The sequence below is a fragment of the Anaerobacillus arseniciselenatis genome (assembly GCF_001865995.1).
GTDB classification, from domain to species: domain Bacteria; phylum Bacillota; class Bacilli; order Bacillales; family Anaerobacillaceae; genus Anaerobacillus; species Anaerobacillus arseniciselenatis.
Genome location: NZ_MLQQ01000044.1, coordinates 76,955 through 94,814 on the forward strand (window position 1 = coordinate 76,955; position 17,860 = coordinate 94,814).

At 34.9% G+C, this 17,860-nt stretch carries 13 protein-coding genes; 11 read left to right on the plus strand and 2 right to left on the minus strand.

Annotated features, from left to right (window positions below; genetic code table 11):
- Positions 1 to 101 precede the first annotated feature (101 nt).
- The 4 genes from BKP35_RS16540 (at position 102) to BKP35_RS16555 (ending at position 8,733) form a co-directional block, all read left to right on the plus strand.
- A complete protein-coding gene (locus BKP35_RS16540) occupies positions 102 to 1,313 on the plus strand; it encodes an S-layer homology domain-containing protein (protein ID WP_071314489.1) in 1,212 nt (403 codons plus the stop codon).
- 76 nt (positions 1,314 to 1,389) lie between these two features.
- Complete coding sequence (locus tag BKP35_RS16545) at positions 1,390 to 6,933, plus strand: Athe_2463 domain-containing protein (protein ID WP_071314490.1); 5,544 nt, start codon at positions 1,390 to 1,392, stop codon at positions 6,931 to 6,933.
- 124 nt (positions 6,934 to 7,057) lie between these two features.
- Positions 7,058 to 7,399, plus strand: coding sequence for a helix-turn-helix domain-containing protein (locus BKP35_RS16550; protein ID WP_071314491.1), 342 nt, complete (start codon positions 7,058 to 7,060; stop codon positions 7,397 to 7,399).
- Positions 7,354 to 8,733, plus strand: a complete 1,380-nt coding sequence (locus tag BKP35_RS16555; protein WP_071314492.1) for a hypothetical protein — start codon at positions 7,354 to 7,356, stop codon at positions 8,731 to 8,733. Before BKP35_RS16550 ends, BKP35_RS16555 begins: the two co-directional genes overlap by 46 nt.
- 248 nt (positions 8,734 to 8,981) lie before the next feature.
- Here the strand turns inward: BKP35_RS16555 and BKP35_RS16560 are convergent, their stop codons facing one another.
- Complete coding sequence (locus BKP35_RS16560; protein ID WP_071314493.1) at positions 8,982 to 9,893, minus strand: hypothetical protein; 912 nt, start codon at positions 9,891 to 9,893, stop codon at positions 8,982 to 8,984.
- A gap of 584 nt (positions 9,894 to 10,477) precedes the next feature.
- On the opposite strand from BKP35_RS16560, the gene dnaN reads away from it, so the two are divergent.
- The 4 genes from dnaN (at position 10,478) to BKP35_RS16580 (ending at position 14,616) form a co-directional block, all read left to right on the plus strand.
- Complete coding sequence (dnaN, locus tag BKP35_RS16565) at positions 10,478 to 11,587, plus strand: DNA polymerase III subunit beta (RefSeq protein WP_071314494.1); 1,110 nt, start codon at positions 10,478 to 10,480, stop codon at positions 11,585 to 11,587.
- Between the two features lie 74 nt (positions 11,588 to 11,661).
- Positions 11,662 to 13,026 carry an adenine nucleotide alpha hydrolase family protein gene (locus tag BKP35_RS16570; RefSeq protein WP_071314495.1) on the plus strand — a complete coding sequence of 455 codons (1,365 nt, stop codon included), beginning with the start codon at positions 11,662 to 11,664 and terminating at the stop codon, positions 13,024 to 13,026.
- Between the two features lie 271 nt (positions 13,027 to 13,297).
- Positions 13,298 to 14,425 (plus strand): hypothetical protein, encoded by a 1,128-nt coding sequence (locus tag BKP35_RS16575; protein ID WP_071314496.1) that lies wholly within the window; start codon positions 13,298 to 13,300, stop codon positions 14,423 to 14,425.
- Between the two features lie 11 nt (positions 14,426 to 14,436).
- Entirely contained in the window at positions 14,437 to 14,616 is a 180-nt protein-coding gene (locus BKP35_RS16580) for a hypothetical protein (RefSeq protein ID WP_071314497.1), read from the plus strand.
- 554 nt (positions 14,617 to 15,170) lie between these two features.
- On the opposite strand, the gene BKP35_RS19050 is transcribed toward BKP35_RS16580, so the two are convergent.
- Entirely contained in the window at positions 15,171 to 15,335 is a 165-nt protein-coding gene (locus BKP35_RS19050; RefSeq protein ID WP_084031709.1) for a KOW motif-containing protein, read from the minus strand.
- Positions 15,336 to 16,376: 1,041 nt separating this feature from the next.
- Between BKP35_RS19050 and BKP35_RS16590 the strand changes: the two genes are divergently transcribed.
- The 3 genes from BKP35_RS16590 (at position 16,377) to BKP35_RS16600 (ending at position 17,640) form a co-directional block, all read left to right on the plus strand.
- Complete coding sequence (locus BKP35_RS16590) at positions 16,377 to 16,967, plus strand: hypothetical protein (protein WP_169819250.1); 591 nt, start codon at positions 16,377 to 16,379, stop codon at positions 16,965 to 16,967.
- A gap of 69 nt (positions 16,968 to 17,036) precedes the next feature.
- A complete protein-coding gene (locus BKP35_RS16595; protein WP_084031710.1) occupies positions 17,037 to 17,321 on the plus strand; it encodes a DUF1871 family protein in 285 nt (94 codons plus the stop codon).
- A gap of 76 nt (positions 17,322 to 17,397) precedes the next feature.
- Positions 17,398 to 17,640, plus strand: coding sequence for a hypothetical protein (locus BKP35_RS16600; protein ID WP_071314500.1), 243 nt, complete (start codon positions 17,398 to 17,400; stop codon positions 17,638 to 17,640).
- Positions 17,641 to 17,860: the final 220 nt, after the last annotated feature.

Here is a 17,860-nt window from a genome sequence, read left to right on the forward strand (position 1 = left end):
TGTACAATATATGGTAAATATTGTTGTATATAACCTGATTAGGTGATATAATAAATGTATACAGTGCTATATAACTTTTTAAATGAAATGGGGAGAAACAAATGAAAAAAACATTTTCTACGTTGTTGATGTTCGTAATTATTAGTAGTTTTGTATTACTTCCACAAATGGCAAAAGCAAATAGTGATTTTTTAGATATCAGTCAAAATCATTGGGCGTATGAGGACATTCAATATCTACAAGGGATGGAGGTAGCTGAAGCGCTAACTGGAAATTACTTTAAGCCAAGTGAACCGATCACTCGTAGCAAAGCAGCGCGTATGTTGGTGAAAGCAATTAGTGGTGATGTAAATACAACGAACGTATCTCAGTTCTCGGACGTCCCTAACGATCACCCGGACTTAGCTTACATCAACAAATCGAAAGAGTTAGGGATTTTCGACGGGTATGGTGACGGAAATTTCGGAGCAGAGGATACTTTATCAAGAGGTCAAATGGCAAAGGTTTTAGTCAACACATTTGATTTAACAGGCACTTATCCAAAGGAATTTACCGATGTTCGAAATGATCATTGGGCAAGAGATTACATCAAGACGTTAGCCGCATCTGAAGTAACAATTGGATATGGGAATGGCAAGTTTGGCGCAGCAGATCAAACGACAAGAGCGCATATGGCTACATTCATTACTAGAGCAATTAAAGGGTCAGTATTCCAGGACAGAGATTTATACTTATATGCTTCTTCTGATGATTTTAAAGTCGATCAAGGGGTCATGTATTTCAAAGACAGCTCAGGAAATTGGATATTACCGAGTGAAAAGCATTTCTCAAACGCTACTGTGATGAATGCAGCAAGAAGTTTACTAGATGAAGATAGATATTTGTTGTTGAACTACAACGATTGGAATGATTCAATCCCTAATGCTATCTCATATACATTTGCAGGTAATCCTGTTGCAGCTAAATACGGAAATAAACCTTTTACTATTCATCTATATACGGAGCAAAAACATACAAAGGACAGAGCTTCAGACATTGTTGCTACTTTGTTTTTAGAATATATGTGGTATGACGCTCAAACAGATACATTTAATCCTGTCTTTTTTGGTGAAAAACTACAAGGAAGTTTAGAAGCGTTGTTTGGGACACAAAAAGGGAAAAACATGTATCAATACATCATGGAGTTTCATAAGGAGTATCAATACAATGTACCTAAAACCAATGAGGAAAAGACATTCTCAAAAGCTTTTGGTTCAACTAAAGTGACCGTTTTTGTAGCTAATTCAGCTATTTATGTTGATTTTTCTAAATAAGTTAAATCCTCGCACCTTAATAAATCATATTTTATTAAGATGCGAGTTTATATATTCTAGAGAAAGGAGGTAACTCATGAGAAGAAAACAAAAGCCAATCCTTATTCATTTAATGGTTTTTTTAATGCTATTTCAAACATTGATGTTCTTTCCACAAGAAGTGTTTGCTTATCCTGATAATGAAGAAGAATTTAAAGAGTATCTTCAACTTTTAGAAATGCCCTATACACTCCCTGATGGTAAACAAGCCAATTGGAATACGTATCAAACGTATAATCAGATCATATGGGGAGAGCCTGAAGGTGATACGAAATATAAAAGCTTATGCGGCAATAGTAGTGAACGTCGTTATTTAGGATACAACCAACAAGGCGATCTAGTAACGAATAGTTGTTTCCCACCTGACTCCACAAGTGGACGTCACCCAAAAGAATTTAACTATATCAACATAAGTGATGCAATGGAAAAATGGAGTCGCATTCAGGACCCAAGCATTAAAGAACACATAAAAAATAGTGGATGGACAGGAAATGGCGCCGATGAAGATGACCCCATGTATTACTCGTATATAAGTAGCGAAGCAAAGGCGAGGGTTGATATTGCTCCTACATGGCGCGGAGAAGGATCAGTTTATACACAACATCAAGCTAGTTCAGGGAAAATATGGTATGCAACTTTTGTTGTTCCGTCTCTTGTAGATAATTCTCAAGCTCTTGTCGATGGAACGATGACCACTGATAAAGAAACTTATATTATCAGTGCTTCAGAGGTTTCTGCGACAGCAAATGTCACTTTAGAAGCTGAAGCGTTACTATCGGGGTTAATGCAATATAATCACATCACTGAATTATCAGCTACGTTTCAAGGTAATAAAGCGACAACTTCTGGTCAGCGTTATGCAACGCTATCTGACCAACAAGTCAGTTTTTCAAGAGATCAATATGCACCAGGTACGCATTCAGTTACTCTTGAAGGAATGGTTCAAATTCATTCGAAATTCGGAGATACAGAACCAAAGAAGGTATCTAAAACGATTAGTTTAATTGTTGAAGAACCATCTACACCAACAATGATCACGACTGCTAGTGCTTCACCTTCGGTGACTATCATTGGTCCTGATCAGACAGCTAAAGATGTAACGGTATCTGTTACAGTAAATGGAGAGATTATGGGGCTTGGCGATCCTTCCCAAATTACATCGTATCAATTAATAGCAAGAGAAGAACAAGGCAATGATCAATTGCAAACGAAAGAATACTCAGGTGTAGCAGCACAAAACTTTGAACAATCGTCTACATTTTCTTTTGTGATCCCAAAAGAACGTTTTGAAACAGATGCATATATCCAAGAATATGTAGTTCGTGCTAGAGCATTTTTAGATGATGGAACGGTTGTAACTTCAACTTCAATCACTAAAGCTGAAGTCTATCCCCCAGGGATAGAACCGGAATTTGATCCAAGTGTCATTCCAAACATGCCCCCTGTCGCTATGCTATATGCCGACCCTGACTATTATTGGGTAGAAACGTTCACGTTTCAAGACCAATCTGTAGATGGTGACGGAATGATTGTATCAAGGGATTTCCGAGTAGATGGAATGCCAAGTAGTTTAACTTATAGCTCTAGTAGAGTGACGTCTCCTAAAGTTATTTATGCATCTTTAGAAGTAACCGATGATGATGGAGATAGTGACCATACAACGAGAAGTGTAACAATATTACCGACAATTCCTACTGCGGGAATGAATATAAGCGGTGACTTGAAAATTAATCGAAAAATCATCTTAGATGCGACAGCTTCTGATTATTATTCTCCCACCCATGTAGCACCGATTGATTACTCAAGATCACAATGGACAGTTCGTCCTTTAACGGCAGGAATAGACCCTAGCGGAATTAAAATTCGTTCGTCAAGTGACTTATCTAATAGAGAACTATTAGTAAGGGAACCAGGAGAATATGAGGCAACATTATCTGTGACCAACATTTATAACGAAACTTCTGATATTGTCACGAAAACCTTTGTCGTTGAGGATGATTTACCACCTGAAGCAAAATTTACCGTTGATAAGAAAGTAGCTTTACGTGATGAAAATACAGGTAATGCTATTTTCACCTTGCGCGATCAATCAATTACTCCTGACGGTGATACCATTAAAAAACGGATATGGTATGTTCGTCACGATTCAAATAACGATGGTTTCATTAATGACCAAGATGGTCCAAGACAAATTCTTTCAGAGGGGAATGAAAAACTAGTAACCTTTGAAACTGATAAAGTAGGCAACTATCACTTTAGTTTGGAAGTGGTTGAAGATTTCGGGCAACCTACATTAGAAGAGTTCATTTTGGATGAACACTACCTAAAAGATCAGTCAAATATCTTAAATAGCGATGGTAACGCTAGTATCTATATGCAAGATGCTAACTTTAACATTCCTGAAACAGATAAAGTTGTAGAAGTAGATAATGCACCACCTATTATAGACTTTGGAGCAACAAGACATAACAAAGTAGACATTGTCCTTAACTTTGGGGGACTTGACATTGCAACTCAGGAACATTTAACAGGTTCAGCTCCTGGTGGTGGAACTTACGATCACTATTATTATTCTTTTGATACAACGGCAAAAAATAAGTTAACATCTCTTGCAGGGGGATTAGAAACTTCCTTAAAGCAAAAAGGAATAGATGCTAATGTAACGATTGATAATTCATATTATCATCAAGAAGATACAGATGGGGTTGGAATTCGTAACATACCTGTGTATGGATGGGTTGATTATGGTAGTTATCAATACTCTTCCTATAGTGGGACAAGCCCTTACAGTGGGAGTTGGGAAGTAACTAGTCAGTCGTCTACGGATGTTTATGTCGTTGTTTGGTGTTACTACAGATATTGGTGGGTTGATCCTGATTATCCTGAATTAAGAGACGATGACCGTTCCGATTGGGTAGAACATTCTCACTCTCCACCTTGTACGAATTCTAGTAACGAGATCACCGAATACTCCCATACAAATTATTCGGCTTCGTTAAGACGGTGGGTTTCAGATTGGAGATATGTCGTCGTTGGTTATGAAAATCAAGGTTTAGCATCTACTGAACAAGTAGATACTACCGATTTTTCAGAAGCCTTTGTTAATCAAACATACCGTGATGATGCAAATAATTATTACATTCGCTTTGATAATGAAGCTTGGACGTGGAAAAATAACACTTCAAAATGGAATAGCGTAACGACTAAAGCGAATAATGATAATGTATTTACGTGGAATAGAGCTATTCCTGAAAATCGCTTAAATGCAGAATTATTAGCAATTCAAGGATCAGGTTGGGGCAAATATGAGCCTTATGATGCCGACTATTTAATCCGTAATCTTAGAGATATTGAAGATTACTTTATCAATCAATATATGATTGAAGAAAATGCGGAAAACTTGACCATTGTTTTAGGCGATCGAGTTGATTACACTACAGCCTATAGTGATTTTGAAAATGATCCTGAAATTAGACGAGAATGGAAATTTACTCATGATCAGTTTAAAGTAAATGGACGAGAAATTGACGATCCAACAGCAAAAATTCCACAAAGTGGCTTGTGGTTGGATAGTCCAGTAGCATTAACGCAACCTGGTACTTACACCGTCCAGTTACGAGCAATGGATGACCCTGTTTATTGGGGCGATGATCGTTTCTTTGACTATCGAAAATGGTCAGATCATAACGTGCAGCGGGAATATAAGATCAATGTTCACCGTAGACCTATTGCTGATTTCGGTTTTAACATCGATGTAGCAGATAATTACCGTTTAGATGTAGATCCTACATTATCGTATGACCCTGATCATAAAGATAATCGAAGTGACAGAGGGATTGTCGAGCATACATGGCTATCTTATTCTGTGGACGATATTGAGTATGATGGTGCGCCACCGGAACATTTAGAGGTTGGAAAAAATTATGATGTCACGCTTCAAGTGAAAGATGTTGATGGGGCTTATGCGACCATTACCAAGCGAATATCCACGATGAATTTGAACATTAAGCCAGTGGCTTTATTTGATGTTCAAGGTATTGTAGAAGTTGGCGAAACGTTAGATTTTGTTGATCGCAGTTATGACCCTAACGGTGATCCACTAACAAACTATGAAATAACGGTAAGAAGGCAAGGTCAAACGTCAATTTTAAAAACGTTAAGTAGTTGGCCAACAAGCTTTAGTTCAATGAACTTACCTGAAGGCAAGTATGTTATTGGTTTAACTGTCCAAGACATTCCCAATACTCCACCATCCTTACGGTCAGACATTTACGAAGAGAACATTGAAGTGATTGGAAATAGTGCTCCAGTATCTGATTTTTCATTATCACCGACACCAATTGAAGTAGACAAACTTGCAACCTATACGGATAGTTCTTACGACCCTGATGGTCATAATTTAGTTAACTACTCATGGAAAGTAGAATTGTTAGATGTAAGTGGGAGTTTCCCGATTCGTACATGGCAAGTCGGATATCCACCAATAGACTTTACTTTATTTTCGGGAGTTGGAAAATATCGTATTACACAAACGGTCTTTGATGATCCGCCATACCCTTTAACAAGTTCGTCGGGTTCAAAAACCATCACTGTAGATGTAGTTCAAGGACCAAAAGAGCCTTATGCAGAATTTATTTGGACACCTGAATTTCCAATATCTGAAAATACAATTACATTAGATCCAACGCCATCTTACGATGTAGATGGAAATATAACGGCTTGGGAATGGGAAATTACTTCTCCAAGTGGTGTAGTAACAAACTCAACAAGTAAAAATCCGATCATAAATAATGCAGTAGAAGGAATTTATCAAGTGCAGCTTCATGTTTATGACAATAACGGATTACGCTCTTTAGTTCCTGCTCTACATGAAATAACTGTGAATCCTAAACCACCTAACTCTCTACCAATCGCTGAGTTTGTTTGGTTCGAATTGATGCCGACATTAGGAGAAAATATCGAATTAAATCCTGATGGATCTTACGATCTTGATGGTAACATTGTTAGTTGGGATTGGGAGATTACTAGTAAAGAAGGAACAACAACTACAAGTAATGAAAAATACCCTGTATTTCAAGCTCGATCAGAGTGGTATGATGTTACACTAACTGTTACTGATGATCAAGGTGGTGTTGGTGTCATATCTAAAAGAATTGTTGTAAGTATTGCAGGAATTGAAGCCCTTGTAACTCATACGGAAGAATGGAAAAATCGCTGGATTGATGATGGATTTAATGAAAATACGAATAAATTTAGAGCAGGAGAAAAATTTGTTATTCATTTAACCACAAAACCAGCTCAAAGAGTTTGGGGGAAAATTAATTTCGGTGGTAGTGTAGGGGTTATTCAAATTCCTCATTCAATGTTTACGATGCAAACGTATGATGATGATAAAATGGAAATGCATTGGACCGCTAAATTGTGGAAAGAAGACTTTCCTTACATCGAAGAAGGAGAGTACGTATTTACGTTTCAAGCAAGCCATCCTGAAGTTAATCCTATGACAACTTCAACTACTCACTATAGAGTTGAAATTATTAGAAATATTTATGAAAGAATGAAGTTTCATAGAAGTTTTTAATTAAGAAAAATCATGAATAACAACAAACTTTAATGAAAAAGAAACGGGCGGAAGACGCATTTCTTACCTAGCTTCATAAGTAGGGGAGAAGTGCGTCTTTATGTTTGATGGGGGATGATACAACATGAAGTCAGAAGGTATATTATTAAATTTATTACTTCCACGGACAAAGGGAGCATGTCTTGCTCATTTCAGAACTTTACTTGAATTAACACAAACCGATATCTCAAATGAAATAGGAATTAATAGAAGTAGTATTTCTAAGATGGAAAATGGAGATATAAACGTTTCTGAGCATGTGTGGTTTCATGTATTAAAATTAGTCTACTATGGATTAGAATTTGAACAATATATTTCTTTTATTGAATTTCGACATTCACTAGAAATTTTTATTAAAGAAGATGAAGGGAGGTTGTTAGAATGGAGCGAAAAGAAGTTATCCTGGCAACAGGGGACGAGCATTTAGATGAATTTATAAGAGAGGATCTAGAAAAAACTGAAAGAGCAAAAGTAGTTGCGAAGGTCACTACGCGAAGGACGCTTATTAATAAAATTAACGAGTTGTCGCCACATTTAGTTGTTGTTGGAGATGATTTAGTTGGTGAAAGTGAAGAACAGGATGCCTCTGATCAAGAGTGGGAATTAGTTATTGAAGAGATTAGACGTTTTAGCTATAACCTACGTATTGTATTTATTTGTGATCGTTCAATTGATGAAATATTTTTAACAAAATTAACAACTTATAATATTACTGATATTTTTCATGACGGTAAACTTCCAGAAAACTATTTAACGCAAATCCTTGATTTACCTTCCTATAAAAATATTGAGAAATTTAGAGGGCAAGTCGAAAGTGTTTCACAAAAATTGAGAGAAAAGAAAAGAGCAGCAGAAGAAGAAGAAGCAGAAACTCTAATGCGTACAGGCGCTATTCCAAAAGAAGGAAAGGTAGTAGAAGTGGAAGTACCTATTTTTCAACAACTTATAGTAAAACCACAAATTTTTGTTTTCGGTAGTGCTGTAAAGGGGAGTGGTTCTTCAACTTTAACAAAAATGTTTGCTGAATATCTTTCAAATCTTCAACTTCAAGTAGGTGTATTGGAAAGTCCATACGCTTGTTCTTCTTGGTTTGAACTTATAAATGGTAAAAGCTATATAAAGGATGATTGGCAAAGTTGGCATGAACTAATTCAAGAAGAAAAAGAGATTCGTAAAGGAATGAGTATCAATGTGGATAGTGTAACCTATTTGGTTCAAAATCCAAGTGTACCTTTAACTAAATGGAATTTAATGAAAAGTGCCTATCTAGTTGGTTATGCAAGGCAAATACCTATATTATTATATGATTTGTCTGATGGGCTTATTGAAGAAAATGAAAAACTTATTTTACGTCAAGCCAATCATATTTTTCTATCAACGCAATTTGATCCTGCAAGGGTTAATGCGAGTCAAGATAGCATTGTTCGTTTTCTTCACGATCAAAATCTAACCCATAAAATAACATTACTCTGTAACCATTCAAATGAATACTTAATAAAGAAGTTTGGAGAAAACTTATCAGAAGCATACAATAATATAAAGAAAATTTACTATTTTCCTCACCTAGAAGAAGTAAAAAATGCCCTTATGGAAGGGAAAAGCGTATGGAAGATGTTAAGTGAGGAGAAAGCAAACACTTTAGATGAAATATTTTCTAGTATGGCAAAGCAATCTTTAGGGAAAGAATTATTTGAGAACTTACAACCAATGAAAAAAAAGAAGTCCGTTTTATCCTTATTTAAAAAGAAAAAAAGAAAGTAATTAATGAAGAAATGCAATAGCACAAAGTGCCTTTCTACGTATATACAATGATGGTATATACGTTTTTATTTTCCTCTAAAACAAAAAGCCCTTTGTACACTATTGTAAAAGGACCTCACTAAGTTAGGTTATTTTTCGATTGATACGTATTTGTGCATCTTGTTGATAAATGTTAAATAATTCATTGCCCCGTGTAACCCTTTGAGACTTGAAATTGCATTATTTAAACATTTGATGTTTTACTTATTTTACTCATTACTTTTATTTTTTAGCTCTTTGATCTGTTGTTCATACTGACTAATCAATTCAGATTGTTTTCCATCATAATCTTTTCTGATTTTTTCTATTTCTAAATGCATCTCACGTATCTTTTCGTTGTAAACTTCATTAGTTTTCGTTATCTCCACTTGGTGTTTCTTTTCTAATTCTAGTAATGCCTTATCTTTTTCAAACGCCATCTTATCGGCTAAATTTTGGATAGCGATTTCATGATTAGTTTTTTTCACACTTAATTTATCTTTCGCTTTTTCTAATTGATTTACTAAATCATTGACAGTATCCTTCATTTCACTAACTTGACTTAATAATTTTTCGTTTTGCTCTTTCATGCCTTGTAATTTTGTTACTTCTTCATTAAGGCGTAATACATCAGCTTGTAGACCGCTAATAATATTTTCTTTATCTACAACTGAACTTTTTAATTGCTCATTAGCTGGGAGAAGTTTCTCATTTTCATTTTTAATAGATTGATTTTCTAATTTCAAATGTGCTATTTCTTCTTTGATTTCTGCATTCTCTTCTCGGACCTTTGCACTTTCAGTTTCGACAGCTGCGATTTCTCTTTCGTGTTTAGTTTGTTGCTTAATTCGTTCAGCTTCTAATTTCGTATCCAATCCTTTCATCTGATTGACAAATAGATTATTAATTACTTGAAGTGCATCAGTTAGCTTACGTAAATCTTCTTCAAAGGATCTCGCCAAATCAGGTGACATCGATGTCAATTCACCCGTTACAAGGTCTTTTTCTAATTCCATCACCCAAGCACGAAATAAGTCACTATTTCCTTTATTTAATTGTTCTTGAATTTTATCAAATCGTTCTATCCATTCCGTTCCAGGATTAAAAGTTTTACGGTCTGGCTTTTTCTTCTCATCAACCATATTTTTCATCTCCTATTATAATTATTTGTTTACGTGTATCTTTTTTGTTATAATACTAACAAGTAAAATAAAGTAGGTTGCTTTAATTATTAAATCCAAGTAATTTTCAATCATAAGCTTTCCAAAAAAGACATATGGTTGAAATCGAACTTTGAAAAAGAAGGGCCGAAATTACTTGTTAAAAATAAGTTTACCATCTAAGTTAAAAGTAAACCATAACATTCCCTATAATTATAATATGTTTACCTTTAGTTTACTAGTAATTATTGCAATAAATCTCACGAAGTTGTGTTCGTGGGATTTTCTGATTCTAGACTTCGTTGTAGTAAGGAAGAGATCGGCAAGTTTTAGATGGTATAGCCTTTCTTGATAAAATTGTAAACTTTGTTTTTCTTTTTCTATACTTGTAGTATAATAACATTATCATTATTTTTATTTGCTCATGGAGCCTGATTTTGAAGTTATAAGCCCTATTGGGTGGCATTTATCCTTGGAAGGAGTATGCCTCTCAATAGGGCTTTTTTGCGTTCTATGAAGCTATCAAAGGTATTGATAATAATTACACATTTAGGAGGAAATGAAAAATGACAACACTTGAAATTAAGGAAACAAAAACGTTTATTGATCTTGTAGGAAAGGCTTCTACTGCTGCATCTACAAAAACTGATTCAATTAGGTCAGGTATTTTGGTGGTTGCTAAAGAGAATGAAATCTCTATTCGTGGTACGAATGAGACAACTTCAGTTGAATTAAGTGCAAAGGACATTACAGAAACAAATGAAGAGGTCTCTTTTGTCGCTCCAGCGAAAATTTTCTTAGATATGTTGAGGAAACTTCCGAGTGGTGATGTAGAAATCGTTGTTGAGGATGGAAGACTTGCGATCAAAGTAGGGAAGAGTTCATATGGTATCAGTACTTTAGCTGTCGATGAGTATCCGAAGCCAGTTCGGTATGCAGAAGGTAAGATCTTTCAAGTGGAAGCTCCGACTTTTGCGGATGCACTGTCATCTACCATTCATGCTTGCTCACTTACTGAAAACAGACCCATATTAACAGGAGTACATATCGTTTCAAACGGTAAGTACTTAACATTAATCGCAACCGATTCTTCTAGGTTAATGATTACTGCCGTTCCTGTATTAAAAGAAACGGAAGAATTTAAGAATGTGGTCATTCCAAAAAGTTCAGTCAAAGAGTTAACTGCATTATTATTGGATGAAAAAGAAGTTGAGTTATCAATATCGGATAATCAACTATCGTTGAAAGCAGAAGGTGTTTTATTTACTACTAGACTTCTTGAAGGTAGTTTTCCTGATGTCACTCAGTCAATTCCAGTAAAAAACGAGAGTGAAATTGTAGTGCATAGAGAAGAACTATTAAAAGCTCTTGAACGCATGAAAATAGCTCTTGGGAAGAATGGGAAAATTATTACTACGCAAGTGAAGGAGGGGACTATACCCACATTAAATATTAAATGTAAAACAGAGATCACGAATTTTTCTGAAGAGTTGTTTGTAGAGCAAACAGGATCAGAAATTTCAATCAAGTTACATGTTTACTATTTAATTGACGCTCTTCAATCGATGACTAGTAAGAATGTTAGGCTCCAATTTGCTGGAGAGATGAAACCTGTTACTATCCGTCCTGATATTGAAGCTGCAACGCAATTTGGGTTAGTGATGCCATTACGATAATGAAGAATAGAAAATTACTGAACGAGAGAAGGAACATTGTTTCTTCTCTTTTTTACTTTAAGGGAGGGAATTAAGTGAATAGCATTGTTGAAGAAATGAAAGAGTTGTACTTAAATGATTTAAAACCTTGGATCGTTTCTTTTTCAGGTGGTAAAGATTCTAGCCTTTGTTTAGAATATACTTTTCAAATGTTGCTTTCTTTACCGAGAGAGAAGCGTCATAAACCAGTATTTGTACTAATGGTTAATACCTTAGCGGAAACTCCAATGATGACTAGGTTTATGGAAAAATCGATGAAAAAAATACAAATATTTGCTACTGAAATGGATTTACCTATTATAGCAGAAGTATCAACTCCAGATATGGAGGATCGTTTTTTTTATAATACCCTGGGAAGAGGTTTGCTTGTCATTACCCCTAAAAAAAGAGGGCGTTGGTGCAGTCATCGCATGAAGCAAAAACCAGTTCAAAAGAGAGTAAGGCAAATTGTTGATGCTTCACCACTTGAAATGAATGTAGGTTTTTCCGTATCTTCGGCGGGCCAATTATCATTTTTCGATCAAGATACCACAAGAGTAGTACAAATCCTTGGTACTCGTTTAGATGAGTCTGTAGCAAGAGCAGCTTCAATTCAAACTCATGAGATAAAGGATACAAAGTTTTCCCGTCATAGTCAGTTCACAGATGAAATCCTTTGTTATATGCCTATTAAATATATGACCAATGACGAAGTGTTTCTATCTATGCCAACACGATTTTCTTGGGGGATAGAAGCCTCAGAACTTGAGGTGCAATATGGTCAGGGGTTCTTTTTGGAATGTGGCTTACAGGACGCAGGAGAAGAAAAGAAGGCATGTGGTATGGGAAGTAGGCAAGGTTGTTGGACATGTCCTGCAATGGGGCTTAACAAAGACAATATGCTTGAAGGGTTGATTAGTGAAGGACATACCAAATTAATGCTACTTTATGAATGGAAGCAACAACTTATTGAAATGCGAAATGACGTAAGATACCGAGAGTTTGAACGACGTCAATGGAGGAAACAGCACCAAAAGCGCTTATCTTTTCTAGAAGATGAAAAATTGCAAATGCGTCTCATAGGTGATTATTTTAATCAAGGAATGAACGTCTCTGAATATATGGAAATGAAAAAACAAAAAGAGTATGAAGAATTTGATCGAGCAGAGGACTTTGAGTATCTTCCAGGGGGATTATCTGTAAAAGGTAGAAAGCTTATGCTTGAAAAATTCTTATATATTCAAGAAGAGACGGGGTACGACTTGATTTCAGAAGAGGAAGTAAAAGCGATTATTGACTACTGGAAGTTCGAGGGTTACGATATTTCAAGAAATATGGTAAAACCAACCAATCACTCATATGATGGAGCCATAGTGCTGCAAAAGGATGGATTTCAATTGAACAAGATGCAAGACAATTAATTTACGATTGGCTTAATCCAGAGTTTGATCAACTAAAAGAAGATCATTCATTTATTGGTTATATCAGTAGAAAATTTGAAAAAGTTAAAGTTACTTTAGCCTTAGGAGACTATTCGCAGGATGAAATTATCTCTTTAATAAAGGCAGTCGAGTGGATTAAAGAGGACGAGCCTAAATTAGTCAATGAAATTATGTCGTTTTAGGTTGTTACGAGTTAGCGATTTAAGTTCATGTAAAGATGGATTTTTTACGCTCAGAGGAGGAGATTTAAATGTTTAATAATTTACAAGAGAAGGTAAGAGATTTGATGCCTGAGTTTATTGCAAAAAGAAAATTTACTCCAGAGATTCATGTAATTAGAGAGAATGCTCTTAGTTTTACAATTAAGTTAGTAGCAAACTTTCTATGGACACTATTTCAGCTAATTAATATACCACTGTTTATAGGCGTTCTTTTTGCTACAGGTGATTTTTTAATTAAATTTTTTACATTAGATACCTACACACTTTTTGATGCAGAGTTTCAGAAATATGGGATGTGGATACTGTATGGTATCGTTACGTATTTTATTCTAATACAGATTGGTGCAAAAACAAGAAGCAATATGATTTCAAAAGAGCTTAACTTAATTTGGGCAGTAAATTTTTTTAGAAGAGGGAAGGTCAAAAATCGTTTTTATTCAATAGAATTAGCAGAGAAGGATTTTCTCACATTAGAATCATATATGGAGCACCAAATGAGAGAGCAAATAGAATTACGTGAAAAAGAATTAAAAAATAACATCGATTCGTTAAAAAATACTATTCAAAGATTATCTGTGACTAAAGCATTTCCTTCGGACGTGCTAAATTCTTTTATTCGTATCAATCAATTATTTGTTTCATCATTGATGGAACCAGATAGTTCACGCCACAAATTTGAAATAATTATGGATCAAATTGTAAGTGAAATAGCAAATATGCGTTTCTTTAATGGTCAGATTATTCAAGGTTCGATCATGCTTGAGGATAATCATGAACTATCAATTATAGGTCAGTATCATTTAAATAGAGTTAAGAGAAAACCTGTTAAGCGTGGTGAAAAATTTGCAGGAAAAGTTATTGATCAAGCAGAAATGATTATTATTCCGGATATTTATTCGAAAGATGCAGAGAAATATGGTTATGGTCCTACAACGGATAAACATAAGATGTATCAAGGGATTATGGGTATGCCTATTAGAGAATTAGGCGATGATACTTATAAAAATATTGGAGTAATCAATCTTCATTTAGCAGATTCTTTCTATTCAATGCTTACTATCGGTGAAAAAGAAGAAATAACGGCGATTTTAAGGGTATATGCACAATATATTGTGGTCTTTAAAAAATTAAAAGATAGTGGTAAAATGAGTATATAGAGAGGTGATAGATGATGATATTATCATTATTAAGAAAAAGAACGTTAAAGAATGAACCAAAAAATAATATTGGGGTTATTCGTGTACCTCTTAATGGAAAAGTACCACCAAAACCAGAAGTCCAACAAATTGCGGCTATGGCTCTAAAACGCTCGGATGAAACAATGAAACGGTTAGGTTATAGTGATTAATTCATTAGAAGTTAGCATTTTTGCTAGCTTCTTTATTATATGACCACATTATTATTAGTAAAGGAAATGGTAAAATGGAAAAAAATAAAGTTATAGAATTAAGAACGGTAGCGAGACCTGTTCGAGTAAGGGATCAGAATGAAATTTTCGCAGAAAGGAGAAAAAAACGTAAAGAAAAGATAGATGCAGTAAAAAACATGTTTAGAAATAGGTAGCGTAAGCAAAATAAATATTAGTAAAATAGTTATTAAACGTATCACGGTGGTTAATATGATTTTTTTCTCTATAAATCTTAATATTGGAAATCTTGCTAAGCATGAGTGTTTCATATAAAATTTAACTATATTATTTTTTTATTTGCTCAATAGAGCCTGACAGCGAATTTTAAGCCTTATGTAACCATCTAACCTAAAAATTTTATCTGTGTATTTTTCGGGGATTTTTAAGGGGAAGAATAGGTTAGATGGTTCGATGATCGCGACAAAAAATAAAACCACCACTTGCAAACGAGTTAGCAAATGCATGGTTAAAAGTTATTGAAATATATCGTTTAATTAAGCCCTTACCATATGATCTTCATGAACACTATCGACAACCTCAGTTTTATTAAACTTCACCCACAAAAGAGGACCTTCATTATGAACGACTGTACCTCTCAATCCTTTATGACGACCATTCACAACATAAACAAGATCACCGTTATCAAACTTTGCTGACATAACTTCGACTCCTTTTTTAATACGCTTTGTACATGAATAATAGCAACTTTTTTAGTTTACTTAAAAAAGCAGAGATTAATCAATCTTTTTTTAACTGATTAAAGCCATTGAAATGTACCACCTCTGACAAAGTATTTACCACCAAATGACAAAAAGTGTACCAAAGAATGACAGGGCATTTACCACTTCAATCCTAAAGATTATGGGGTAACTCTTGTATTACGTATTTGACGTTATACTACGCAGTAAAAATCGTTAATATTGTGGAAAAAAATAACAACAAATGCGTTATCTTCTGGTATGATTTTAGTATGAATACTTATGACGTTGTGAATATTTTCACTTAAACTAACGAGCAGTTGTGCGGCCGAGCCTAGGTCGTATCATATAACGGGTGGGATTCCCGTCGAGCAAGAACTAGCCATTCACTCGTAGCGAGTCTTGGAGGGCTAAAGGTAACTTTAGTCTTTAAGCGTAGACAGTTAGGTTGCGGGCCGAAAGCCAATGGTTGAAGGGATTGAGCCCCATAATGTTAGTAAATCGAGAGGGCTGATGTTTTAACTGCGACAGAAAGCAACATTTCATTCTTCGTAAATGGCAAGAGGAATGAAACCTCTCTGGGGTCAGAGACCTTGGCACGTAACACATTGATATGATACGGCAACTCGGGAGACCCTATCGGTCTTTTCTAGATAGAAGAGTATGGTGTACAAACGATACAAAGTAAGGAAACCAAACGCCAGATAGGGAGTCGGATAGCAGCGTAGTACCAATGAAGTTGGGTAATGCCGATGGAGGAAAGGCTGCTACCCAGTTACCACCCATGCTAGGGACACATTTACTACACTCAGAGGTAGACCTACACACAGAGGTAGGACGAGTAAATGGAAACAAAACTAGTAAGGATAGCAGGAATTACAAGTTATTTTTTGTGAATGGTAACTAGGAGGAGCCGTGTGCGTGAGTAGCGCAAGCACGGTTCTGGGAGGGTGGAGAACACAATCTACCAAAAAGGTAGAGAGGTTCTCTTCTACTCGACTAGTGGAAGATGGAAAATGGAATAACGAGGGGGGGAAAGTCGGAATGAAAATAAAAATATTCTTTGTTCTTATAGTGATTAGCATTGGATTTTCATTTTACTATTTTAATGAATATAAGATTGAAAATGATAAAGAAGCTATTCAATCAAGTTTAAAAGTTTGGCTAAATAGAGGGAGTAGTGTGGAAGTTCTTGAACCTAATGTATTAAAAGTGGTGCAACTTGAAAATACAAAATCATATGTATCATTATTTCAATTACAAGAAGGAAACTATGGATATGCCAATTTAATTAAAGGAATAAACGGTAAGTTGAAAATAATCTCGTCTGGACAGGGCTCGAACATAATACATCATCAAATATTGGAAACAAATAGAGGGAAGTACATTGTTTTATATGGAAAAAATCCCAATATGGAGATAAATTCCATTTCGGTCAATTCAAGAATAGAGGAACATAACTTTAAAATAAACGTACCAACAGAGAAATCATTTCTCATATACAAAAAAGTACCAGATAATTTTGAAAATCCTCTCCTTGACGAGTTTATACTTTTTGATGAAAACGGGAAAGAAATCGAATTATACCAATAGCTTCACTAACGAGAGCATTAGTTCAAAAAAGGAATTAGTTGTTGTGCAACCTAAAGGGGAGATTTTTTATTGTCAAATAAACATCTTAAAGAGAAATATAATGCGACATTTAATATAGTAAAAAAGATAGTTAATGAATGGGACCCTGTTGGGTTGTTGCCTTCTGCACCTGACGATGAATATGAGTTTGAAATAGCAAGAATTGTTTCTTTATTAAGTAATGTTGACACTGTAAATACTCTTTCAGATGGCATTGCACAGATTTTTACTAAAGCGTTTGGTTGGAGCTTTTCAGAGGAAGAGTGTTTGCCAGTTGCCCGAAAAATTTGGGAAGAAACTAAACAGAAAAAGTAGTTTCTTCTTAAACAAACGATATGCGATAACTGAGTAAAGCTTATCGCTAAATTTTTGAAAGAGAGGGGAGTATTTAATGTTATGGATAATCACACAAGATAAGAATAATTTATTAAATGTAAAAGAAGTTAGAATTAGAAAGACAGCGAATGGGACCAACATAGAAGGTATTGTAAGTAGAAGTTTCCTTGTTTTTTGGGATAGGGTATTAGGAAAATATGACTCAAATGAAAGGGCATTAGAAGTAATAAAAGAAATTTATGAAAAATTAGAGAAAGATAAAAGTATTACAACAACTTTTACTATGCCAAAGAATTAAAACGTCATTCATTTATACATTAGTAAAAAATAAGCTGTCGTTGCGACGGATCCTCTTCCAAGCGCAGTATTGAAGCAGGTTTGTAAAAAAAATAGGAGGTGGAATTTGATTGAAATTATGGTTGAAAATAATACAAACAATTTTAGCATTAGTTGTACTTTCTTTATCAGCGTATAGTTTAATAACGGGTGAATACGGAATACTTTTTCAAACGCAATTA

Excerpts from the sequence above, each read along its gene's own strand:
- BKP35_RS16540 (WP_071314489.1), top strand. The coding sequence starts at position 102 with ATGAAAAAAACATTTTCTACGTTGTTGATGTTCGTAATTATTAGTAGT.
- BKP35_RS16545 (WP_071314490.1), top strand. The coding sequence starts at position 1,390 with ATGAGAAGAAAACAAAAGCCAATCCTTATTCATTTAATGGTTTTTTTA.
- BKP35_RS16550 (WP_071314491.1), top strand. The coding sequence starts at position 7,058 with ATGAAGTCAGAAGGTATATTATTAAATTTATTACTTCCACGGACAAAG.
- BKP35_RS16555 (WP_071314492.1), top strand. The coding sequence starts at position 7,354 with ATGGAGCGAAAAGAAGTTATCCTGGCAACAGGGGACGAGCATTTAGAT.
- BKP35_RS16560 (WP_071314493.1), bottom strand. The coding sequence starts at position 9,893 with ATGGTTGATGAGAAGAAAAAGCCAGACCGTAAAACTTTTAATCCTGGA.
- dnaN (WP_071314494.1), top strand. The coding sequence starts at position 10,478 with ATGACAACACTTGAAATTAAGGAAACAAAAACGTTTATTGATCTTGTA.
- BKP35_RS16575 (WP_071314496.1), top strand. The coding sequence starts at position 13,298 with ATGTTTAATAATTTACAAGAGAAGGTAAGAGATTTGATGCCTGAGTTT.
- BKP35_RS16580 (WP_071314497.1), top strand. The coding sequence starts at position 14,437 with ATGATGATATTATCATTATTAAGAAAAAGAACGTTAAAGAATGAACCA.
- BKP35_RS19050 (WP_084031709.1), bottom strand. The coding sequence starts at position 15,335 with ATGTCAGCAAAGTTTGATAACGGTGATCTTGTTTATGTTGTGAATGGT.
- BKP35_RS16600 (WP_071314500.1), top strand. The coding sequence starts at position 17,398 with ATGTTATGGATAATCACACAAGATAAGAATAATTTATTAAATGTAAAA.